This window comes from Winslowiella sp. 2C04 (assembly GCF_050037805.1).
GTDB lineage: Bacteria > Pseudomonadota > Gammaproteobacteria > Enterobacterales > Enterobacteriaceae > Erwinia > Erwinia toletana_A.
On record NZ_CP188301.1, the window covers coordinates 82795 to 103868 of the forward strand.

Sequence of the window (21074 nt, forward strand, 5' to 3'; positions counted from 1 at the left end):
GGGTCCTCTGAACGGGGTCAGTACACGCCGCCCGGGCGGCGTGTTGATTTCATTTTTTCAGTAATGCGCGAACTTTCGCCGCATCAGCCAGGCGGCGGGTAACGCTTTCCGGGACCGGATGATTGCTGTCACGGGCGGTCCATTCCCTGTGCCATAACGCCTGTTCGGCAGTGGTCAGCAGGGTTTCAAGCAGATCCGCCGGCACCATCACCGCCGTAACTGCCTCTTTCACCTGTTCAATCAGATCCATCACCGCACCGGCAGACACGCCCGACTCAAGCCGTTGTTCCTCCGGAATGGCGTCCATACGCGCCAGTACCGCCCTTGTGTCCTGCTCCGAAACGGCATATTCCATTCCGTCGGCCAGCGCTTCGATATCCGCCGGGGACTAGACAATGAGGTTCAGCGGGATTTCTGCGGGATACTGCTCACGCAACAACCGGCAGAGGGTTTCACAGGTTCCGTACATATTTTTCTCCTCAGTCCTTAAAGCAGGCATCCAGCTCAAGAATTTCGTTGTATGCCGCCATAAACAGGGCATTGATGCGAAAAAGGGTCTGACGGGTCAGGCGTTCGGCCAGCACATCGGAGTCAAAGCGATAGCGGTGCTCCATCCCGTTCAGCGTCGCCCGCAGGTCACACATGCTGTTGGCGATTTCCGCCACTTCTGCGCGGAGTTTTTCGTGTCCTGCATAGTTCATTACGCGGCCTCCGGGAGCTCGTCGTTAGCGGCCGGGTACTGCATGGCGCGCCGGACGGCGGCCAGACGCTGCTGTCCGGCCCGGTGATACTGCTCAAGCAATTCAATACCGATGTAACGACGGCCAGCCTGGAGGGCGGCCACGCAGGTGGAGCCACTGCCGGCAAAGGGGTCGAGCACAATCGCGCCGGGATGTGTGAAGGACTCAATCAGCGGTTGCAGGCTGGTTACGGGTTTTTCGGTAGGGTGATGCCGGTTGCCTGAATATTTCCACGCAATCACGTCATTCAACGGGTTTTGCGGCAGGGGCGGACGGCCTTTTGCAAGGATGTAGGCGCATTCGTGGCGGTAGCCCACATATGCGGCCTTCGATGTGTAGGTTTTAGGGAAAACCAGATGACCAACAACACTGAACCCGGCCTGTTTCCACGCAGCCATAAAGCGATCGACGCGGTTCCATCCGTAAAAACTGACCATCAGCGCGTCTTTTTTAAGCACGCGGTACATTTCATTACTGGCTGGCTGGAGCCATTCGTCGGTGACGTCTCCTGCAATTGAGCGCCCGGAACGATCGCGAAACCCGACGAGATATGGCGGGTCGGTCAGAATGAAATCTACAGCATTATCCGGAAAGCCGGACATGATATGAACGCAATTACCCTGGATAAATCTGGACATGGTAGTTCTCCTTTCTCAAATGCGGCGCCAGTTACGCCGTGCCGATACGACAGCCGGGCGAAAAACGGAGAATGCAGGGGCGGTGCCGCAAGCCGCAGCGCAGTAAAAAAGCAGACGCTGGCTGGACGGTTTGACGGCGAAAATTGAGACGGAAAACGACGGAAAGACAGCGGGTAAAGCCTTTGAAATAAACTGCGACCGGGTGAGGACACCGGCAGAGCGAACCCTTGCATTCGAAGCGGCCCGGCTACAGTAGCGGCACGGCGGCCACACGATGGCAGGAACCTGAAAAACGGCCTATGTTCTGAACTGATGAAAACACAGATTTCGCATGCGAAATCTACACCGGAGAAACGATAATGTGCGGTCGGTTTACGCAGTACAACTCCCGCGAGGGGTACCTGGCCTTTCTCGGAGAAGAAGCAGAGCGGGACATCCCGTATGATCCGGAGCCCGTCGGCCGCTACAACGTTGCGCCCGGAACCCGTGTATTACTGCTGAGTGAACGCCGCTCGCAGCTGCATCTTGATCCTGTTCACTGGGGTTATGCACCGGAGTGGTGGAACAAGCCCGCTCTCATCAACGCCAGAAGTGAAACTGCGGCCGGCAGCCGGATGTTCAGGCCACTCTGGGAGCACGGACGGGCCATTGTTTTTGCTGACGGCTGGTTTGAGTGGAAACAGCAAAACGGCGTGAAACAGCCGTTTTTCATTTACCGTAAGGACGGAAATCCACTCCTGCTCGCTGCCATCAGGAAACCTCCTTTTGAGGATGGCAATGACCAGGAAGGATTCCTGATCGTCACGGCAGCTGCGGATGAAGGACTGCTGGATATTCACGATCGGCGACCGCTCGTGTATTCACCGGATGCCGCACGTAAATGGCTCAGTGAAAACACAACCGGTAAAGAGGCGGAAGACATTGCCCGTGAGGGCAGTCTTACCGCCGAAGATTTCACATGGCACCCCGTCAGCCGGGCTGTTGGCAATCCCGGGAACCAGGGCCGGGAACTCATAGAGCCACTGGCTTAGCAGACGGTGAGATACCCGGCATCCACTCACAGGGTTATGCACCGTTTCTGTGGATAACCCAGAGCCTGTTTTATTCGGCAGAACAATAACCTGGCAGGAGCAGGTAAAATTCTCCTTGCAGGACGGGAAATATCTTAAATAATACTGTATATAAAAACAGGTATTTTAAGAGGTATACCATGATCCTTTTTGTCACTCCCGCATTTGAACCAGCACTGTCCACCGCACCACTTTTCACAGAGCGCTGTCCGGCAGGTTTTCCGTCACCGGCCGCGGACTATACCGAAGATGAACTGGATCTGAATGCCTACTGTATCCGTCGCCCCAGCGCGACCTACTTTGTCCGGGCCATTGGCGACTCGATGAAAGATATGGGCCTGCACTCCGGCGATTTAATGGTTGTCGACAAAGCTGAAAAACCCATGCAGGGGGATATTGTCATCGCGGAAACAGATGGCGAGTTCACCGTTAAACGCCTGCAGCTTAAACCCCGTATCGCCCTGCTGCCGATGAATCCTGCCTACCCCACCCTCTACCCAGAGGAACTGCAGATATTCGGCGTGGTGATGGCATTCATACATAAGACGCGGGGTACGAATTGATGTTCGCTTTGGCTGACGTCAACAGCTTCTACGCCAGCTGTGAGAAAGTATTTCGTCCGGACCTGCGTAACAGGCCCGTTGTGGTGCTCAGTAACAATGATGGTTGCGTCATCGCGCGCAGTGCCGAAGCGAAACGGCTGGGTATTAAAATGGGCGTTCCCTGGTTCCAGCTGAAGACGGCACAATTCCCGGAGCCGGTCATCACGTTCTCGAGCAATTACGAGCTCTAGTAAGTTAAGTGGAATGCAACATCTTCGGTATAAACTTTAATCAGTTGTTATGAACTGAAAGAGGAAGGCCATGAACACCACCATGCATTCCACATCTGCACTTCTCCTGATTGAGCAATGGCTTAAAATTCTTTCGAATTTAGGAAGAGCCAGCGCAACTATCAAAGCCTATCGAAGTGCCCTGACGCATTTTTGGGCCTTCTGTGAAACACACGCTATTGCTCCTGAAAGGGCTTCCTTTGAGGACTTGGCAGCATATATCCGCCCTCAGCTCCCTGATATGCCGTCTTCCGTTGCCAGCGCCACACTCCAGCTGCGCATTTCAGCTCTTCGCCTCTGGTATGACTTTCTGATTTTCCAGGATATATGCAGTCTCAATCCGTTACCCCGTTCAGGTTTGCCTGGTGCCAGTTACACCGGGCGTGGCCTGGTCCCTCGTATCACCCGCCTCCCCGTTATTCCTGATGACGGGCAGTGGCTCAGGTTTCTGAAGCACGTTTCTGCCGCGTCTCTGCGTGACCGGCTGATGCTTGCTCTGGCTTATTATGGCGCGCTCCGGCGCACGGAATTGACGGCTCTTAAGCTTGAGGACATTGATCTGGCACACCGCCTGGTCCGCATCCGCGCAGAGACGACAAAAAACAGAAGGGAAAGAATAGTCTGCTACAGCGCCGATGTTACGCCGGTACTGGCAAACCATTTTCGGCAGCTACGGCTGGCAGGCTGGTCAGGTGGTGCTTTGTTCCGTTCCGCCTCCGACCGTAATTACGGCGCTCCTCTCTCGTTCTGGAGCTGGAGTAAAACCGTGCGGAAATGGGCGACAGAGGCTGATCAGCCAGACATCACCACGCACAGTTTTCGTCACCTCCGGCTGACACACCTGGCGCGGGCCGGATGGAAACTGCATGAACTGGCTACGTATGCAGGGCATAGGGATCCACGCACCACACAAATTTATATTCATCTGTCGGGAACGGATATGGCGGCCCGCATGGCTGCTGCCGTCGCTGAAACCGACCGGAAGATCGCAGGGCTTATCTTTCAGACGGGGCAGTGTGATGAAAGCAGAAACAGACATTCATAATTATGTCCCTTTCAGTCGTTCAGATTATCAGCTGAAAGATATATTAAGCACTGAAGAGCGCGAGGCGTTAAGTACCGGGCACAAACGCTCCTCTGCTCTGAACCAGCAGGGTCCGCTGTCATCTTTACTGCGGCCTCTTCAGGATATTGCAGACCGCAGCGGCACCAGTGACAGACTGGTCAGGATTATCCTTTCTGCCGTTCTGGCGGAGATACACCGGACAGGGCAACCCTGCTGGCTGTGGGAATCGCAAATGTGGCTGGCTTTGTGCCAGCAGCACCGTTCCGGCAGGCCCCTTATTGCGGCTTTTGCCTTTCATCTGGGTCCGTTTTGCTCGCCGTTCAGCCTGCCGCACCATGGTGCGCCGTCGCTGTACGCCTGTGCTATTTATGGCCAGGTTTTTTTTATTCAGGAACTCAACCGGCTGACAGACACTCTGGTTTCACTGGGATACAAACGTAAGAACCAGAAAAATCAGCTGTCAGCCCTGCTGGGCATACTGATGATGATGAACAGTAACCCTCAGCTCGAAAGCTTTACGACTGATCTCCTGTGGCGCGCGCAGAAATACCACGATCGCGGGAACGCAAGGACAGTGGGCAGAGTTTCGCATGCGCTTGCCGCACTGGGCATCATTAAAAGCCCCGTTCGTATGCGCAATTACCAGGAATGGCACGAAAAACCGACGGACAACATCGCACAGCCCTGGGTAGCATGGTGCCGGCGGTGGAGGGAAACCTCAGTGCTTCGTCCCCGCTCCAGAGAGAGTCAGTACAGCTTTATCCTCCGCTGCGGCCTGTGGCTCGCCCGGGAGCACCCGGAAATACGCGAGCCGTCAGACTGGACGATGGAGATTTGCGCCAGCTTCATTGCTGCGGTCGGAAGAGTGAAGGTTGATGAACTTTCGCTGGGCACGACACGAGGAGCCCGCCGATCTGTACGCTCCGGAGAGCCTATGCTGCCAAACTCCCGTGCCGGTTTTGTGTATGCCGTTCGCCGCTTTATGATTGACTACGAGAACTGGGGATGGAGACGGCTTAAATTCAGTCCGGCCCGCCATCTCTCGACGCCTGATACGCCGCTGTTTCGTCAGGGCGTCAATCCCCGGGTTATTGATGATCCGGTCTGGCTGAAACTGGTATGGGCCAGTCTGAACCTGCGTCAGGAAGATTTGCTGAGTGAAATCCATTATCCCCTGTCTATGCTCCAGGCTATGGCGATCATCTGGACGCATGCAGGGCTGCGTCAGAATGAGCTAATGCGTCTGGCTGCAGGCTGCATCATTCCACAGTCGGAAGATATTAACCGGGACGACGGCAGTATTATTCCTGCCGGGACGCTTTGCTACCTGAATGTGCCAGCTGGCAAGACCTCTAAAGCCTTTGTTAAACCGGTTTCTGCTGCAGTGAAAAAGTATGTCGATATCTGGCTGGCAGAGCGACCAGAAGAGCAGGCAGCGCTGACGGATGAGCGCACCGGTGAAAAGGTCCGTTTTTTATTTCAGTACCGGGGCAAACTGGTGGGAAGAGACATAATAAACCGCACTGTTATTCCTGTTCTCTGTGCCAGATCGGGAATGCCGCAGGAAGACAGCCGGGGTCCCATTACCAGTCACCGGGGGCGAGCATCGGCCGTGACTGCACTGGCCAGCGTTCCTCAGGGGATGTCATTATACGAGCTGATGCAGTGGTCAGGTCACTCTTCGCCGCAGTCCACCATGCATTATATTCGCATACGCCCGACACAGCTTGCGGCCTCTTTTGTTAAAGCTGACCGGGTTGCGCACATGATAAGCGTGCTGATTGATCATGACCTCGAAGCAGTCAGCCTCACAGGGCCGGCAACGTATTATGAGCTTGGTGACTCTTACTGCACCAATCCTTTTGGAGTAGCTGCCCTCACCGGATGGCCTGCATTGGCTGTGACTTTAACCTTCCCAAAAAAAGCGCTAGAGGACTGTTACTGGAGAGCAAAGCGTCCATAAAGCAGTATCTTGAAGAGGTCCCGCTGACGCCGGATGAAAAAGCGATAGTTGAGGCAGATACAGAAAAACTGGAGGCAGCTCTCCGAAAAACGGAGTGAGTGGCGGTAAGTCAGTCTTAAACCTCCCGCAGGGTGTTTTCAGGCGCGATGCTGTTGAGCTGTCATGACTTCATTTACTCTCCCGTGCCCCCTCCTTTGCACATCTGCTTTCTGCGGGACGAAAATACTTTCCTCATATCTCTGTCCCGATGATAAATCTGCCTCTGCTGGCCAGCCCCGATGGAGTAAATGTTAGTGGCCAGAGCTGAACTGGCATACAATTCAATTCACCAATACATGAAATGATGAAACGAAATGGAACAATCCAGGGCGCTTGCCGGATTTTCGGCACTGGCGCATGAATCACGGCTTAAAATTGTCAGAATGCTTGTTGTGGCGGGCGCAGGCGGTATGTCCGCAGGTGACATTGCTGCTGCTCTCGACGCCTCATCACCCTCCAGAGTGTCCTTTCACCTGAAAGAGCTTGAGCACGCCGGCCTTATCTCCGGACGCCGCGAAGGCAAATCGGTTATCTACAGCGCCTGCTGGACAGACCTGGCCGATTTAGTGGCTTTCCTGATGCACGACTGCTGCCAGGGGCATTGCCGTTGTTGCGATCAGGCCATCGAATTATTTTCTAAATGTACCGGTATGCCAACAGGGCCTGAAAACAATGTCTGAACATCGCTTTTACATTCACATTAACCAACACAAAAGGATTTAGCCTGTGCAAACAGTAAATAAAGCAGGACAGATCAGTGACTGGCTGGAGCATAGTCAGATTGCCATTTACTTCGTTGCAGTGGCTGCCGGATGTTTTTCAGCAATGCTTTTGCCGGGAACAGCCCGCCTGGAAAGTGTCATCAACCCCGCCCTGGCTCTGATGCTCTATGTCACCTTTCTGCAGGTGCCCGTGGCCGAACTTGGCGGTGCATTCACGAGGGTGCGTTTTATTCTGCCTCTCCTGCTGACTAATTTCCTTTTAGTGCCGCTTCTGGTGGCAGTACTGGTCAACTTTCTTCCGCAAAACCCGATGCTTATCCTCGGCGTGCTTCTGGTCCTGCTTACTCCCTGCATAGATTACGTGGTCACATTTTCGCAACTTGGTCGTGCTGATGCCCGTCTTTTGCTGGCCTCCACACCTGTCTTACTTATCGTGCAGATTCTGTTGCTTCCGGTATACCTGCATTTATTTCTTGGTGAAAATGCCTCTGAGCTGGTGCAGCCCGCACCCTTTATTCACGCATTCATCTGGCTTATCGCTGCTCCTCTGATCCTTGCTGCTCTGACCCAGTTTATGGCCCGCAAAAGTCATTTTGCGCAAAAGGCTTCCGAATGTCTTGGTCTGCTGCCCGTACCGGCAACTGCGTCAGTTCTTTTCATCGTTGTGGCCGCCATGCTGCCGCAGCTGGGTGAAGCCTGGTCTGTTGCTGTTCAGGCCGTGCCTGTCTATGTGGCTTTTGCTGCGTTAGCACCTTTGTGCGGATGGGGCATGGCTAAGGTTTTTCGTCTGGAGCCTGCTGCAGGAAGAGCCATTGCCTTCAGTGCTGCTACCCGAAACTCTCTGGTCATTTTACCGCTGGCGCTGGCAGTTCCAGGCGCGGTGCCCGTCCTGCCGGCTGTAATCGTGGCTCAGACCATGGTTGAGCTGATCAGCGAGCTGGTTTACGTGCGCCTCATCCCCAAGCTGGGGCGAAATAACGTCTGACCGCAGGTAATAATGCCGCCCGCTATGGCGGCATTATTATGTTAGAGGTTCACGTCCGGTAGGCTGCCTTCTTCATGGCGGTTCAGCACCTGCATCAGGCATGTCTGAACTCTTCTGTTAACTGCTATGCCCTCATCCAGCTGTACAGAAAAGCCTGCCATCGCCCCTTAACACATATGAATTTATAAATATAAAATTGACCTTTCGTCTGCAGAAGACGAAACTTGTTGCTGTCCGCCACGAAGGAGAAATTATGTCGTCACTTCTGCCCCTGCAACTTTTTAAGAATCTTTCTGACGAAACCCGGCTCAGCCTGGTGCTTTTGTTGCGCGAAAAAGGGGAGCTCTGCGTCTGCGAGCTTGTATCTATCCTGAAAGAAACACAGCCAAAAATATCGCGGCACCTGGCCCTGCTCAGAGAGAGTGGGCTGCTTATCGACAGGCGCGACGGCAAGTGGATCTATTACCGGTTATCGCCACACATGCCTGCATGGGCAGCAGCGGTCATTGAGCAGGCATATCTGTGCCAGCGGGATGAAATTCTTCATCTCAGTCAGCAGGCTGAGCGTGATAACGCAACCACTAACGGCAAAGCTGTCTGCATGTAAAAATTTTATCGAAACACATTCGATTAAACGCATATATTTACAGGGTGCACTTAGCAGCCCGCTTTAACGGGCAGGTATAATTAAGAAGGAGAGAGTATGTTTCTGGCGGGTGCGATTTTTATCCTGACCCTGATACTGGTGATCTGGCAGCCGAAAGGGCTCAGCATTGGCTGGAGTGCCGTTATCGGCGCCGCGCTGGCGCTCCTGACCGGCGTGGTACACATCGGGGATATTCCGGTGGTCTGGCAGATTGTCTGGAACGCCACGGCCACGTTTATTGCGGTCATCATTATCAGCCTGCTGCTCGATGAGTCCGGCTTTTTTGAGTGGGCCGCGCTGCACGTCTCCCGCTGGGGAGGTGGTAAAGGCAGGCTGCTATTTACCTATATTGTGCTGCTGGGCGCGTCGGTGGCGGCGCTGTTTGCCAATGACGGGGCAGCGCTTATTCTGACGCCAATCGTTATCGCTATGTTGCTGGCGCTGGGCTTCAGCCCCGGGGCCACGCTGGCGTTTGTGATGGCGGCAGGCTTCATCGCTGATACTTCCAGCCTGCCGCTCATCGTGTCGAACCTGGTGAACATCGTCACGGCGGACTTCTTTAAGCTGGGCTTCAGCGAATATGCCTCGGTGATGGTGCCTGTTAATCTCGCCTCAGTTGCAGCCACGCTGGTGATGCTGCACCTGTTTTTCCGCAGGGACATCCCGGTCACCTACGACCTGACGAAACTGAAGGCGCCGCGTGAGGCCATTCGCGATGCGCGCACCTTCAGAACCGGCTGGATTGTTCTCATCCTTCTACTGGTCGGCTTCTTTGCTCTCGAACCACTCGGCGTGCCGGTAAGCCTGGTGGCAGCGGTGGCGGCGTGTATTCTCTGGCTGGTTGCCCGCAAAGGACACGTGATTGATGCCGGCAAGGTACTGAAAGGTGCGCCCTGGCAGATTGTTATCTTCTCGCTGGGCATGTATCTGGTGGTGTACGGTCTTCGTAACGCTGGCCTGACTGATTACCTTTCTGCCGCCCTGAACCGGTTTGCAGAGCACGGCGTCTGGGGCGCAACGCTCGGCACCGGCTTTCTGACAGCGGCGCTTTCCTCGGTGATGAACAACATGCCTACCGTGCTCGTTGGCGCGCTTTCGATTGACGGCAGCACTGCTGAGGGCGTGGTGAAGGAGGCGATGATTTACGCCAACATCATCGGCTGCGACCTTGGCCCGAAAATCACTCCTATCGGCAGCCTCGCCACCCTGCTGTGGCTGCACGTCCTGGCGCAGAAAAACATTACCGTCAGCTGGGGCTACTACTTCCGCGTGGGCATCGTGATGACCCTGCCGGTACTGTTTGTGACGCTGGCCGCACTGGCCCTGCGCCTGTCTGTTTAACCCTAACCCCGGCGCTGCGCCTGTGCAGCGCCTTTATGGAGTACCGCTTATGACTGACATTACCATTTACCACAATCCGGCCTGCGGGACGTCCCGCAATACCCTGGCGCTTATCCGCAACAGCGGCACCGAACCCACGGTTATTCTGTATCTGGAAACACCGCCGTCGCGCGATGAGCTGAAAAAGCTGATTGCGGACATGGGCATCAGCGTGCGTACCCTGCTGCGCAAAAATACCGAACCGTACGAGCAGCTCGGCCTGGCAGAAGATCGCTTCAGCGATGACGAGCTGCTCGATGCCATGCTGGCTCATCCGATCCTCATTAATCGTCCGGTGGTGGTGACGCCGCTCGGTACGAAGCTCTGCCGCCCCTCCGAAGCAGTTCTGGACATACTGCCGGACCCGCAGCAGGGCGCGTTTACCAAAGAGGACGGCGAAGCCGTCATTGATGAGCACGGTAACCGCGTCAGCCACTGATTTTTCACCAGGTGGCATATATATAACGAGTGTAAAAAAAGCCGGCAGATGCCGGCTTTTTTATATGCTGCGCTGGTTGACCCGCTCTGAGAGCTGCGCAGCACTCTCTTTCCTTTCGCTGTAGCGGTCGGTCAGATAATCGCTTCGCCCGCGCGTCAGCAGGGTGAACTTCATCAGTTCCTCCATGACGTCCACGATGCGGTCGTAATACGGAGAAGGCTTCATGCGGTCGTCCTCATCAAACTCGGCCCAGGCTTTCGCCACGGATGACTGGTTTGGGATAGTGATCATGCGCATCCAGCGCCCGAGAATGCGCATCTGATTTACGGCGTTGAAGGACTGTGAGCCGCCGCTGACCTGCATCACCGCAAGGGTTTTTCCCTGTGATGGCCGGACCGCACCGGACGTCAGCGGTATCCAGTCAATCTGCGTCTTCATGATGCCGGTCATGGCACCATGACGCTCAGGAGAGCACCAGACCATCCCTTCTGACCAGAGCACCAGTTCGCGCAGCTCTGTAACCTTCGGGTGCGTCTCAGGTGCATCATCCGGCAGCGGCAGGCCGGACGGATTGAATATCTTCACTTCTGCTCCCATGGCCGTCAGCAACCGGGCGCCCTCCTCAGTAGTGAGACGGCTGTAAGAGCGCTCCCGCAGCGAGCCGTAGAGCATCAGAATACGGGGCGGGTGCGTCACCTCTTCGGCCTTTAATTGTTCTTCCGTAAGGGGCGCATCCAGGAGCGCCGGATCGATATTGTTCAGGGCATCATTGAAGTTATTCACAATAGAGTCTCTTTATGAGTAATCGTGGTGGGCAGGCTGCGGCCGCTGCCACCGGCGCAACACTCTTCAGTCAGAAAAGCCATCAGCTGCTCAAGCTGCGCATAGCAGGGCCTGCAGAACAGGGTGCGGCTCTGCCGTTCCTGGCTTATGAGGCCAGCGGACATCAGCGCAGAAAGATGATGGCTGAGCGTGGAGGCCGGAATAGCCAGTCTTTTCTGAATGTCACCCACGGGCAGTCCTTCAGGCCCGGCTTTCACCAGTTCACGGTAAATTCCCAGTCGCGTCACGTGTCCCAGTTCCCTGAGAGCAGCCGCCGCATTTTGTATGTCCACGCCATCACCAAATCTATATTTCCAGAATAATGGAAATATAATTTAAAGCGGACTGAATGGTCAAGCCTCTTCCCGCCATAAAAGTGCTGCGCTCAAAAAGAAAGCCTTTTATACCCTGTTGATCCGGCTGCAGTGGCAGAGCATATAAAAAGGCCATAGCTCAGCATTTCAGTAAAATTCCAGCGCTCTGACAACAGCTTTAGTCATAACCGTTTCGCTTCCTCTTGCCAGAAATTCCAGGCTCAATAATACTGTTCATATAACCAGTATAATTTAAAGGAGGATTTTTATGCGCTTTACATTTTTTTTCCTAATCCGTACACAGCAGCACGTCCGGGACGCCGCGTTATGAAAGCGGTCAGTTACGCTCAGGGCCTGACGCTGTTGCCCGCACCGGATGGCCTGCATCGGCTGCGATTTTAACCTGCTGAAGGATAGCGCGCGCGGGCTGATACTGGAGAGTAAAGCATCCATCCGGCGTTACCTCGAAGAGGTCCCGCTCACTCCCGATGAGAGAGTCATACTGGAGCAGGATGCTGAAAAGGTTGAGCAGGCTCTTACAAGATTGGGCCCACAATCCTGACTGCTCAGATGCTTACAATGTCAGGTCTGAGGCTATCAGTGCAGAATCAGTACAGATAACTGAACGCCGTATTTGATATAAAGCTGATTATAACGGGCGTGATGCCGTAACTGATGGAACAGCAGATGAGAAAACAAAAGCGATGTATGGGATACGTGGCGGTCGGGGTCGATGACTACGATCGTGCAATTGAGTACTACACCGATAAGCTGGGCTTTACCCTCATTGAGGACACGCCGCAGCCGGGTAAGCGCTGGGTCGTGGTGACGCCGGCGCCTGACAGCGACTGTGCTATTCTTCTTGCCCGCGCGTCGAACGACCGGCAGGAAGGCTTTATCGGCAATCAGTGCGGCGGACGGGTTTTTCTGTTCCTGCAGACCGACGACTTCTGGCGCGACTACAATGCTATGAAGGCAAAAGGCGTCCACTTCTTTCAGGAGCCACGGGAGGAAGAATACGGAATGGTTGTCGTATTTGAGGACATCTACGGCAATCGCTGGGACCTTTACCAGAACAGGCAGGCCTGAAATTCTTTCACGGCAGCGCCTCAGGTGTACGGGAAGCATTACAAGCGTAAACCCTGTCAGGTCTGGCCTGCAGAGAGCGCTTCTGAACAATATACCTCAGTGCAGCGGTCACTGCACTGAGGTCTCCCTCGGGCTAACCACACAGCGTCATGATATAAAATCCGGCCGCCGTCATGGCCAGCGAACCCAGCACGTGTATCAGCACCGAGGCGGCTGCCCAGGCATAGCTGCCGGACTGCAGCAGGGCAAAAACCTCAGCCGAGAACGTGGAGAAGGTCGTCATTCCGCCACACAGCCCGGTGGTAATGAGCAGCCGCCAGGCCGGATCGAGGCCGGGATGGCGCAGAAAATACGCCAGCGCCGCTCCGATGATAAACCCTCCCAGCAGGTTGACCAGCAGCGTCCCCGGCGGCAGGTCCGGAAAAAGCGCATTCAGGCGCGCGCCCAGCTGCCAGCGGATAACACACCCTAAAGCACCGCCGGTGATGACAGCAAAAAGCTGATTCACGTTCACTCCTTTTATTTTTTTATATTCAGAACATAACGGGACACGACCTGTGCGGCCGCATCCATCTGGTATACGGCTGGCACGCCGGTCGGGATATGCAACTGTGCCAGGCTGTCGTGTGGCATGCCGTCCAGGAAGGCGGTCAGGGCGCGCAGCGTGTTGCCGTGCGCCACGACCAGAACGGTACCTCCGCAGAGTATCTGCGGCATCACGGCGTGCTGCCAGTAGGGCATGACGCGACGCAGCGTCATTTCCAGGCTTTCCGTCGCAGGCAGGTCGGCCAGCGCAACGCGGCTGTAGCGCGGGTCCCGACGCAGCTGCGCCGGAGCCCCTGCGTCCGCGGGGGGAATGCCGCTGAAGCTTTTGCGCCAGAGCCGGACGGTCTCTGCACCCATCATCCGGGCAGCCGCTTCCTTGTTCAGCCCCTGCAGCGCACCGTAGTGCCGCTCGTTCAGCCGCCAGTGTTTGTCCACGGGCGTCCAGCTGCGGTCAAGACGGTCCAGCACCCGCCAGACCGTGTGAACACAGCGCGTCATCACCGAGGTGAAGACCCGATCGGGCAGCAGGCCCGCGTCCCGCAGCACGTCACCGGCCCGGTCAGCCTCCTGCCGCCCCCGGTCCGTCAGCGGCACGTCTGTCCATCCGGTAAAACGGTTTTCCCGGTTCCACTGGCTTTCGCCATGGCGCAGGAGAATCAGCGTTGAAGGTGCCAAAGACTGTGCTCCTGTGCCGGCCGCTGGCCGTCCGGTGGATCTGTTACGTGCGGCGCACAAACGCATGAAGCCCCGCATAGTGCGCGTCCTCACCCAGCGCCTGCTCGATGCGCATCAGCTGGTTGTACTTTTCCACGCGTTCGCCGCGGCACGGCGCACCGGTTTTCAGGTGTCCCGCGCGCAGGGCTACCGTGAGGTCGGCAAGAAATGTGTCCGTCGTTTCCCCACTGCGGTGGGACATGAACGCGCCCCACCCGTGCCGCTGGCAGAGCGCCACGGCGTCCAGCGTTTCGCTAAGCGAGCCTATCTGATTGAGTTTAATCAATGCGGCGCTGGCGAGGTTTTCGTCAATGCCGCGCTGGATGTACTTCACATTGGTGACAAACAGGTCGTCACCAACCAGCTCGGCCCTGCCCGCAAGCTTCTGGTGCAGATGCTTCCAGCCCGCCCAGTCATCTTCTGCCAGGCCGTCTTCCAGCAGAATGACGGGAAACTGGTCCATCAGCTCGCCGTAGTACGCCGTCATTTCCGCCGCGCTCAGCGCACTGCCCTCCGTGCGCAGATGATATTTTCCGTCTGCGAAAAACTCACTTGAGGCGGGGTCCATGCAGATGCTGATGTCTTCTCCGGGCCTGTACCCCGCCTTCTCAATGGCCTGCACGATAAACGCCAGCGGGTCGCGGTTCGACGATACGGCGGGCGCAAAACCGCCTTCGTCGCCGACTGCCGCGGACAGGTTCTTGTCCAGCAGGATCTGGCGCAGCGCCTGGTAGACCTCGCTGCCCTGACGCACGGCCTCGCGCAGCGTGGGTGCCCCGTGTGGCGCTATCATGAACTCCTGAAAGTCCGCGCCCTGACCGCGGGCGTGCACGCCGCCGTTGATAATGTTCATGCACGGTACGGGCAGCAGGTTCGCCTGCAGGCCCCCCAGGTAGCGCCAGAGCGGCTCTTGCGAGGCCTGTGCCGCCAGCCGGGCAACCGCCAGCGACACGCCCAGAATGGCATTGGCACCCAGCCGACTCTTGCTCTGCGTACCGTCCAGCGCCAGCATGATGTTATCCAGCTGACGCTGCTCGCGCACGTCCCTGCCGCGCAAGGCTTCGCAGATTTCCGTATTAACCGTCCTGACAGCATCCAGTACGCCTTTACCGCCAAAACGGTGTACGTCGCCGTCGCGGCGCTCAGCGGCCTCGCGCGAGCCGGTGCTGGCCCCGGAAGGCACCGAGGCCCGCGCCATCATTCCGTCCACGGTCCGGGCTTCGACTTCAACGGTGGGGTTGCCGCGAGAGTCAAGAATTTCACGGGCGGTCACGTTATCCAGTGTAAAGCGCATAGAGTTTCTCCCGGTTCAGTCATTCAGGTGAGTGATAAGCACATCCACCGTGAGGTGGTTAATGTATTCCGCCGAGCGGGACGTCAGCATTCCCATAAAGCGGTTTCGGTGCCCGGCAAGCACGAGGTCCACGCCCAGCTCAGCGATGCACTTCTCCACGTCCTCAAAGCGGCGCATGGTCACCAGCTCCCGCATGTCTACCGTCTCAGGCACGGAGGCCGCCAGCTCGCTCATAAACGCTTTGGATTTCAGCACCTCTTCCGACACGACGTCGTCCATCAGGCTGTCGGACACGTAGTTCATTTCCCGGTAGTCGTCGCCGATGTGGGCCAGGGTGGTTTTCATGCCGAGCGGCTGCGCCAGCGCGACCGCCCGCTTCAGCAGGAGGGTGCCGTCGTCTTTATCGTTCACAAGTATCAATGCATGGGTGTAGCCGGTCATAATGAACTCCCGTTCTGGTTGAGGCGGGACTCAAGCCACGGCAGAAGCTGTTTTTTGCGGCTGAGCATACCCGGTACGGAGCAGGAGGCCGCGTTAACGCTCTCCCGCCCGGCGAAATAAAGCGTTGAAAACCCGGCCCGGATGTCGGTCAGCATCAGCACCGCCAAACCAGCACCCGACTGGTCTGCCAGATACGCCAGGGCAGCGAGCAGGTCGTCCATCACGGTGGCAACCTGTGACGGGGAGCTGACCTCAATCTGGGCGATGCGCACGTCAGTGCCGGCAATGACGAAGGCCTTGAGGTCCCTGTCCAGCAGCAGCTGTGCGCTGAGGCCGCTGACGTCAGTTTTTGCCGTAAGGAGGTCACGGGCGAAGGCTCTGCGGTTTACGCCGGACAGTACGCCCAGCTCGGTAGCCGAACGGATATCGTCTTCGGTCGTGGTGGGCGAGCGAAGATTTACGGTGTCGCTCAGGAGTGCACCCAGCAGAAGAATGGCAAGCGCCGGGGGTAGCGTGCGTCGCGCTTCAGCGTTCATAAGCAGCCACAGCAGCGTGGCGCTGCTGCCAAGCGGGCGTATGTGCACCTCGGGCGGCAGTTGCGTTATCAGTCCGCCCAGCCGGTGGTGGTCAGTGATCCCCACGATGTTGCTCCGGAGCAGGTCGTCAGGTCCCTGCGCCGGTTCGGTGAAATCGACCAGCCAGACCCGTTCATCCTGTAGCGGAATATCAAGCCGTGGCGGCAGCGTGAGTCCGGCGGCGTCAAAGATAAAATGGGTTTCGCGGTTAGCTTCGCCGAGACGCCATGCGCGGGCGTCCATGCCGCGCCCGGTCAGCCAGTGCGCGGTGACGAAGGCCGTGCAGATGGCGTCGCTGTCAGGATTAATGTGGCCAAAAACGTGTATCACAGGTCTCTCCCCGAAGAGGGAAGTACGCAGGCCAGGAAGAAAGTAAGGACGGCCTGACGCACCTCGTGAAAATCAAGAGTCGCATCAGGCGTCATCAGCTCCGGAACGGAGCGGTTGGGAAAGGTGGAACGCCATCACCTTGTCATATGAGTATAGAGCCGGTTGCAAAACCTGTCAGTATTATTCTGCTGGCGCCCTCAGCCTGCCAGCGCAGCCCGTGCCTCGCAGAGTACCCGGCGAATGTTTTCCGTCACCGCCGGACTCGTGCAGAGCGAAAGCGGACTGGGGTGCGGCATCGTCAACACGGGGACGCCGGGGTACAGATGATTGACCGTCCCGCGGGCCTGAGCCGCTACGGCACCGGCCAGCACCACCACGCGCAGCGCGGGCAGATACGCCAGCACGTCCTCAAGCAAGGCGCAGCCTCTGCGGATGTCCGCCGCTGACGGCCGTTTCTGCAGCCCGTGACTGACCCAGGGCACCGTATTCCACAGCACGCTGTCCTGACGCGAAATACCGGCTTCCGCCAGAAACCGCCCAAGGTTCTGCTGGGCCGGCCCCGGGTTATCACGCGACACAAACCGCGGTGACGGGCTGCTGCGCGCCGGCGACTGCAGCAGAACGAGCAGTCCGGCCCTAACCCCGCCGTCAGCCGGATCAAACCACGGCAGTTCTGCACCGGCCTGACGCTGCCCGCTGACCCAGCGATTCAGCGCGGCCACGTGCGGCGCGGTGACTGCCGCGAGGCGTTCCTCGCGTAAAAACGAGTCCTGCATCGATGTGCTGGTTTCACTCACGGCTTCCGATCCAGGCCTGCCAGACAGGGAGAAACAAACAGTTTACCGCTCCATGCCTCACGCACTGTTTTCACCGCGACAAGCAGCCACATGGCCGCCAGTATGACGACAAGAAGCGCACCGAAGCCTTTAAAGAATGCGAGGTCAATCAGGGTAGACAGCTTGAGCGTGGCCACGGTGTACACGCCCAGCGGGAAGGTAAAGCCCCACCATCCAAGGTTGAATGGGATGCCTTCACGGAAGTAACGCACGGTTATCAGCGTGGCCAGCAGCATCCACCACAGGCCGCAGCCCCAGAAGAGAATGCCGGCAACGAACCCCACGCCCTGCGCGATGTGACCGATTTCCGGCATGCCCGCCGCGGCAAACACCCCGGGCGCATCTCCGCCGATGACCAGCATGCCGAGCGAGCCGGTGCCAATCGGCCCCAGCGCCAGCCAGCTTGAGGCCGCCATGCTTTCGTGCGGTAGCTTGTGCAGCGCCATACGCAGCAGCAGAATGACGAGGATGCTCAGCGCCACCGGCACGGAGTACGCCCACAGCACGTAGCTGGTAATAATGATGCCGAGCTGCGCGTGTGGGGCAGCAATGTGCGGCGCCAGCAGGCCGCCGCTGACCGCCGCGACCTCGGCTGCCACGACCGGCAGTAACCAGACGGCAGTCATCTGGTCAATACTGTGCTGCTGCCGGGTAAACATCATGTAGGGAATGCACACGCCGCACAGCAGCGACATCGCCACGTCCAGCCACCACAGGGCGTGTGCCACCTGAATAACGTCTGCGCCCCAGCGCGGAAGACCGAACGCCAGCAGGCCATTGATGATGGTCGCCATGCCCATCGGGATGGTGCCGAAGAACATGGACACGGTTGAATGGCCGAAGATGCGCTTTGCCTCTCCGAAGTACATCACCCAGCGGGCCAGATACATCACGGCAAAGACGCTGAACAGGAGGATGTTAAACATCCAGAGCCCCTCGGCGACAAGGCGCAATCCCGGAACCTGCCAGGGGAACTGCGCCAGAGACAGCGACAGGATGCCGGTCCCCATGGTCGCGGCGAACCAGTTAGGCGTGAACTGTCGTATGCCCTCTTTCGGGCTGCTCAGCGCACTCAGCGGACGCGCACCGTTATGCAGGGTGAATATTTTATCGTTCATGCCGGAATCTCTTGGGTAGACAGAAAGATTATAGGCATGTCAGAGCAAATCTTTAAAACAGGTTATTCAGCTAAAATAAATCTATAAAAGTGATTAACCACCCCACTTTGCGAAGGATCGTCACTGCGCTGGAGTGAGGGAGGTTTCGCGTCAGGTCTGCGGCGGGCTTTTAATCGTGTCAATGACACGGTTCTTTTTCAGGTCAACCACCGCAATGCTGAGGTCTTTATTCAGCACCCACGCGCGGGTACCGTCCTTGTTGAAGACAATCGCCTGACGGGGCGCATCCAGTCCGGTGACGGTGGACACCACCTTACCGGCGGCGGTATCAATAACGGAGAGGCTGTTGTCGCCAAGGTTGCCGCTGTAAACATAGCGGTTATCCGGCGTCAGCGCGGCACCGTAAGGGTCCTGACCCACGGGAATGGTTGCCGTAATGACGTGCTTTTGCGTGTCAACCACGGCGATTGTGTTGCTGCCGCTGTTAGCCGCGTACAGTGTGCGGCCGTCTGCGCTGACAGAAATGGCGCGCAGCTTGCTGAAGCCGGTTATCTCGCCGCGAATGTCGCCCGTCACGGCATCAACCAGGGTAATTTTATCGCCCTTAAAGTTGGTGACGTAGACGGTTTTGCCGTCCGGGCTGATTTTAATGCCCTGACGGGGCTGGGCAAAACCCGTCACAACTGCAATGGGCCGGTCATGTGTAAGGTCATACACCGAGAGCGTGCTGGCGGCCTCGTTATTCACATACAGTCGCTGACCGTCACGACTTATGGCCGTGCCGAATGCCCCGGGCCCCAGCGGCAGCGTGGCCGCCACGTCAAGCGTCCCGGTACTGATTTTTTTGACTACGCCGAGACTGCTGTCAGAAAGAAATATGGCCTTACCGTCCGGAGAGAAAAGTGCATTACGGGGGGTGACGTAGCCCTTCATCACCTTTCTGACTTTCCCGGCAGCCAGATCATAGACCACCACGTCTGAGCGCTCACTGTAGGACGCCACCGCCGTTTTTTCATCGGGACTGACAGCAAGGGAATTGTTGTGGATATCGCCGTCAAACGTCCAGCGCGCTTCTGCAGCACCTGCGATGGTACTTATGAGGAGAAATGCCACCGCGGTCAGTCCCGGAATTCTGTAATTTTTTATCATTATTTCTTCCTGCATAAAGTGAAAGATAAAAGCGCATTGCCCGATTGAGGGCTTCAGAATAAGCGTGGCAGATTAAATCCCGGCGGGGAAATCGATTTTCCGGCTATGTCTTACCACCCGTCAACTTTCCTCCCTGCCAGTAAGCATACCGAAGTGGTTCAAGGCTGAATAATTCCTGTTCAGAAAATAAACTTCAGAGGAATGGTAACTGATTTTTTTGTTTAAATTGCATTCCACATAAATGCGTCTATGTCGAACCGGGTTATGTCTCATCTCGAGGAACTGGCGCCGCGCGTGGAGCAGTACAGCATCGACGAGATGTTTCTGGACATTCGCGGTATAGACCGCTGCATTAATTTTGAGGACTTCGGCCGGCAGCTGCGCGAGCACGTGCGCTCCGGTACCGGGCTGACAGTCGGCGTCGGGATGGGGCCGACCAAAACGCTGGCTAAAAGCGCGCAATGGGCATCGAAAGAGTGGCCACAGTTCGGTGGAGTGCTTGCCCTGACGTCACATAATCCGAAGCGAACGGAGAAACTGCTCTCACTGCAGCCGGTGGAAGAAATCTGGGGAGTAGGTCGCAGGATCTCAAAAACGCTTAATACGATGGGCATCACTACGGCACTACAGCTGGCGCGCGCGAACCCTGTATTTATCAGGAAAAATTTCAGTGTTGTACTGGAGAGAACCGTCCGGGAACTGAACGGTGAAAGCTGTATTTCGCTTGAAGAAGCACCGCCACCCAAACAGCAAATTGTCTGCAGCCGGTCCTTTGGGGAGCGTGTCACGACGTATGAAGCCATGCGCTAGGCAGTTTGTCAGTATGCTGAGCGTGCAGCTGAAAAGCTGCGCGGCGAGCGACAGTTCTGCAGGCATATTGATGTATTTGTGAAGACGTCACCGTTCGCGGTGAACGAACCGTATTACGGGAATGTGGCCAGTGAGAAGCTGATGACTCCCACGCAGGATACCAGGGACATCATAGCCGCAGCGGTGAAAGCACTGGATCGGATCTGGGTGAATGGGCATCGATATGCAAAAGCAGGTTGCATGCTCAATGATTTCACTTCTGACGGGGTTTCACAGCTGAATCTGTTCGATGATACTCAGCCCCGAAGCAACAGCAATCAGCTGATGAAAGTCGTGGACGGTATTAACCATTCAGGACTGGGTAAAGTGTGGTTTGCGGGACGAGGCATTGCTCCTGAGTGGCAAATGAAACGAGAAATGCTTTCCCCTGCGTACACAACGCGCTGGAATGATCTCCCGGTGGCAATGATAAGATGATCTGCCACCGAAAGATTTCGCATGCGAAATCTGGGTTAT

At 56.7% G+C, this 21074-nt stretch carries 21 protein-coding genes, 5 pseudogenes and 1 riboswitch; of the genes and pseudogenes, 13 read left to right on the forward strand and 13 right to left on the reverse strand.

Annotated features, from left to right (window positions below):
* Positions 1-49: 49 nt before the first annotated feature.
* From ACP3TC_RS22960 to ACP3TC_RS22970, 3 genes and pseudogenes are all read right to left on the reverse strand, one after another.
* A pseudogene (locus tag ACP3TC_RS22960) lies at positions 50-469 on the reverse strand (DUF1380 family protein).
* Positions 470-479: 10 nt separating this feature from the next.
* The gene (locus tag ACP3TC_RS22965; protein ID WP_058610037.1) at positions 480-701 is read right to left on the reverse strand and encodes a hypothetical protein; all 222 of its coding nucleotides are present in this window, start codon (positions 699-701) and stop codon (positions 480-482) included.
* The gene (locus ACP3TC_RS22970) at positions 701-1378 is read right to left on the reverse strand and encodes a DNA methylase (protein ID WP_426818338.1); all 678 of its coding nucleotides are present in this window, start codon (positions 1376-1378) and stop codon (positions 701-703) included. Before ACP3TC_RS22970 ends, ACP3TC_RS22965 begins: the two co-directional genes overlap by 1 nt.
* Positions 1379-1737: 359 nt before the next feature.
* Here ACP3TC_RS22970 and ACP3TC_RS22975 point away from each other — a divergent pair, with 359 nt between their 5' ends.
* The 10 genes and pseudogenes from ACP3TC_RS22975 (at position 1738) to arsC (ending at position 10520) form a co-directional block, all read left to right on the forward strand.
* Complete coding sequence (locus ACP3TC_RS22975; RefSeq protein WP_426818339.1) at positions 1738-2409, forward strand: SOS response-associated peptidase family protein; 672 nt, start codon at positions 1738-1740, stop codon at positions 2407-2409.
* A gap of 179 nt (positions 2410-2588) precedes the next feature.
* Positions 2589-3011, forward strand: coding sequence for a translesion error-prone DNA polymerase V autoproteolytic subunit (gene umuD / locus ACP3TC_RS22980; RefSeq protein WP_426818340.1), 423 nt, complete (start codon positions 2589-2591; stop codon positions 3009-3011).
* Positions 3011-3238 (forward strand): annotated as a pseudogene (locus ACP3TC_RS22985) (DNA polymerase V subunit UmuC); the annotation flags it as partial. The gene umuD and the pseudogene ACP3TC_RS22985, both read left to right, overlap by 1 nt.
* A gap of 73 nt (positions 3239-3311) precedes the next feature.
* Positions 3312-4325 carry a tyrosine-type recombinase/integrase gene (locus tag ACP3TC_RS22990; protein WP_426818341.1) on the forward strand — a complete coding sequence of 338 codons (1014 nt, stop codon included), beginning with the start codon at positions 3312-3314 and terminating at the stop codon, positions 4323-4325.
* Positions 4300-6407, forward strand: a pseudogene (locus ACP3TC_RS22995) (tyrosine-type recombinase/integrase). Before ACP3TC_RS22990 ends, ACP3TC_RS22995 begins: the two are co-directional and overlap by 26 nt.
* Before the next feature lie 255 nt (positions 6408-6662).
* Complete coding sequence (locus ACP3TC_RS23000; protein WP_426818342.1) at positions 6663-7028, forward strand: ArsR/SmtB family transcription factor; 366 nt, start codon at positions 6663-6665, stop codon at positions 7026-7028.
* A gap of 46 nt (positions 7029-7074) precedes the next feature.
* Positions 7075-8055 carry an arsenic resistance protein gene (locus ACP3TC_RS23005; protein WP_426818343.1) on the forward strand — a complete coding sequence of 327 codons (981 nt, stop codon included), beginning with the start codon at positions 7075-7077 and terminating at the stop codon, positions 8053-8055.
* A gap of 253 nt (positions 8056-8308) precedes the next feature.
* Positions 8309-8662 carry a metalloregulator ArsR/SmtB family transcription factor gene (locus tag ACP3TC_RS23010; protein ID WP_426818394.1) on the forward strand — a complete coding sequence of 118 codons (354 nt, stop codon included), beginning with the start codon at positions 8309-8311 and terminating at the stop codon, positions 8660-8662.
* Positions 8663-8758: 96 nt separating this feature from the next.
* Positions 8759-10042: an arsenic transporter gene (locus tag ACP3TC_RS23015; protein ID WP_426818344.1), complete on the forward strand. Its 1284-nt coding sequence runs from the start codon at positions 8759-8761 to the stop codon at positions 10040-10042.
* A gap of 49 nt (positions 10043-10091) precedes the next feature.
* On the forward strand, positions 10092-10520 hold the full coding sequence (gene arsC / locus ACP3TC_RS23020; RefSeq protein WP_426818345.1) for a glutaredoxin-dependent arsenate reductase: 429 nt from the start codon (positions 10092-10094) through the stop codon (positions 10518-10520).
* 60 nt (positions 10521-10580) lie between these two features.
* Here the strand turns inward: arsC and arsH are convergent, their stop codons facing one another.
* The gene (arsH, locus tag ACP3TC_RS23025; protein WP_426818346.1) at positions 10581-11303 is read right to left on the reverse strand and encodes an arsenical resistance protein ArsH; all 723 of its coding nucleotides are present in this window, start codon (positions 11301-11303) and stop codon (positions 10581-10583) included.
* Positions 11300-11635, reverse strand: coding sequence for an ArsR/SmtB family transcription factor (locus ACP3TC_RS23030; RefSeq protein ID WP_426818347.1), 336 nt, complete (start codon positions 11633-11635; stop codon positions 11300-11302). Before ACP3TC_RS23030 ends, arsH begins: the two co-directional genes overlap by 4 nt.
* 385 nt (positions 11636-12020) lie before the next feature.
* Between ACP3TC_RS23030 and ACP3TC_RS23035 the strand changes: the two are divergent.
* Both ACP3TC_RS23035 and ACP3TC_RS23040 read left to right on the forward strand, forming a co-directional pair.
* A pseudogene (locus ACP3TC_RS23035) lies at positions 12021-12218 on the forward strand (site-specific recombinase); the annotation flags it as partial.
* A 125-nt stretch (positions 12219-12343) separates the two neighbouring features.
* A complete protein-coding gene (locus ACP3TC_RS23040) occupies positions 12344-12745 on the forward strand; it encodes a VOC family protein (protein ID WP_426818348.1) in 402 nt (133 codons plus the stop codon).
* A gap of 133 nt (positions 12746-12878) precedes the next feature.
* Here ACP3TC_RS23040 and crcB read toward each other — a convergent pair whose 3' ends face one another.
* The 8 genes from crcB to ACP3TC_RS23080 all read right to left on the reverse strand — a co-directional run bounded on the left by crcB (position 12879) and on the right by ACP3TC_RS23080 (position 19751).
* Positions 12879-13253, reverse strand: a complete 375-nt coding sequence (gene crcB, locus ACP3TC_RS23045; protein ID WP_010260804.1) for a fluoride efflux transporter CrcB — start codon at positions 13251-13253, stop codon at positions 12879-12881.
* Positions 13254-13264: 11 nt separating this feature from the next.
* Entirely contained in the window at positions 13265-13966 is a 702-nt protein-coding gene (locus tag ACP3TC_RS23050) for a 2,3-bisphosphoglycerate-dependent phosphoglycerate mutase (protein WP_426818349.1), read from the reverse strand.
* Positions 13967-14009: 43 nt separating this feature from the next.
* Positions 14010-15299: a phosphopyruvate hydratase gene (gene eno / locus ACP3TC_RS23055; RefSeq protein ID WP_426818350.1), complete on the reverse strand. Its 1290-nt coding sequence runs from the start codon at positions 15297-15299 to the stop codon at positions 14010-14012.
* A 15-nt stretch (positions 15300-15314) separates the two neighbouring features.
* Complete coding sequence (locus ACP3TC_RS23060; protein ID WP_426818351.1) at positions 15315-15740, reverse strand: universal stress protein; 426 nt, start codon at positions 15738-15740, stop codon at positions 15315-15317.
* Positions 15737-16645, reverse strand: coding sequence for a DHHA2 domain-containing protein (locus tag ACP3TC_RS23065; RefSeq protein ID WP_426818352.1), 909 nt, complete (start codon positions 16643-16645; stop codon positions 15737-15739). Before ACP3TC_RS23065 ends, ACP3TC_RS23060 begins: the two co-directional genes overlap by 4 nt.
* A gap of 78 nt (positions 16646-16723) precedes the next feature.
* Positions 16724-16793: riboswitch (Fluoride riboswitch) on the reverse strand.
* A gap of 49 nt (positions 16794-16842) precedes the next feature.
* The gene (locus tag ACP3TC_RS23070) at positions 16843-17442 is read right to left on the reverse strand and encodes a uracil-DNA glycosylase family protein (RefSeq protein WP_143991604.1); all 600 of its coding nucleotides are present in this window, start codon (positions 17440-17442) and stop codon (positions 16843-16845) included.
* Positions 17439-18599 carry a TDT family transporter gene (locus tag ACP3TC_RS23075; protein WP_426818353.1) on the reverse strand — a complete coding sequence of 387 codons (1161 nt, stop codon included), beginning with the start codon at positions 18597-18599 and terminating at the stop codon, positions 17439-17441. The genes ACP3TC_RS23070 and ACP3TC_RS23075 overlap by 4 nt, the downstream gene beginning before the upstream one ends.
* 150 nt (positions 18600-18749) lie before the next feature.
* Positions 18750-19751, reverse strand: coding sequence for a YncE family protein (locus ACP3TC_RS23080; RefSeq protein ID WP_426818395.1), 1002 nt, complete (start codon positions 19749-19751; stop codon positions 18750-18752).
* Between the two features lie 240 nt (positions 19752-19991).
* On the opposite strand from ACP3TC_RS23080, the pseudogene umuC reads away from it, so the two are divergent.
* Positions 19992-21035, forward strand: a pseudogene (umuC, locus tag ACP3TC_RS23085) (translesion error-prone DNA polymerase V subunit UmuC); the annotation flags it as partial.
* Positions 21036-21074: the final 39 nt, after the last annotated feature.

Coding starts and splice junctions, on each gene's coding strand:
- ACP3TC_RS22975 (WP_426818339.1), top strand. CDS start 1,738: ATGTGCGGTCGGTTTACGCAGTACAACTCCCGCGAGGGGTACCTGGCC.
- eno (WP_426818350.1), bottom strand. CDS start 15,299: ATGCGCTTTACACTGGATAACGTGACCGCCCGTGAAATTCTTGACTCT.
- umuD (WP_426818340.1), top strand. CDS start 2,589: ATGATCCTTTTTGTCACTCCCGCATTTGAACCAGCACTGTCCACCGCA.
- arsC (WP_426818345.1), top strand. CDS start 10,092: ATGACTGACATTACCATTTACCACAATCCGGCCTGCGGGACGTCCCGC.
- ACP3TC_RS23075 (WP_426818353.1), bottom strand. CDS start 18,599: ATGAACGATAAAATATTCACCCTGCATAACGGTGCGCGTCCGCTGAGT.
- ACP3TC_RS23060 (WP_426818351.1), bottom strand. CDS start 15,740: ATGACCGGCTACACCCATGCATTGATACTTGTGAACGATAAAGACGAC.
- ACP3TC_RS23000 (WP_426818342.1), top strand. CDS start 6,663: ATGGAACAATCCAGGGCGCTTGCCGGATTTTCGGCACTGGCGCATGAA.
- ACP3TC_RS23010 (WP_426818394.1), top strand. CDS start 8,309: ATGTCGTCACTTCTGCCCCTGCAACTTTTTAAGAATCTTTCTGACGAA.
- ACP3TC_RS23040 (WP_426818348.1), top strand. CDS start 12,344: ATGAGAAAACAAAAGCGATGTATGGGATACGTGGCGGTCGGGGTCGAT.
- ACP3TC_RS22965 (WP_058610037.1), bottom strand. CDS start 701: ATGAACTATGCAGGACACGAAAAACTCCGCGCAGAAGTGGCGGAAATC.
- ACP3TC_RS23015 (WP_426818344.1), top strand. CDS start 8,759: ATGTTTCTGGCGGGTGCGATTTTTATCCTGACCCTGATACTGGTGATC.
- ACP3TC_RS22990 (WP_426818341.1), top strand. CDS start 3,312: ATGAACACCACCATGCATTCCACATCTGCACTTCTCCTGATTGAGCAA.
- ACP3TC_RS22970 (WP_426818338.1), bottom strand. CDS start 1,378: ATGTCCAGATTTATCCAGGGTAATTGCGTTCATATCATGTCCGGCTTT.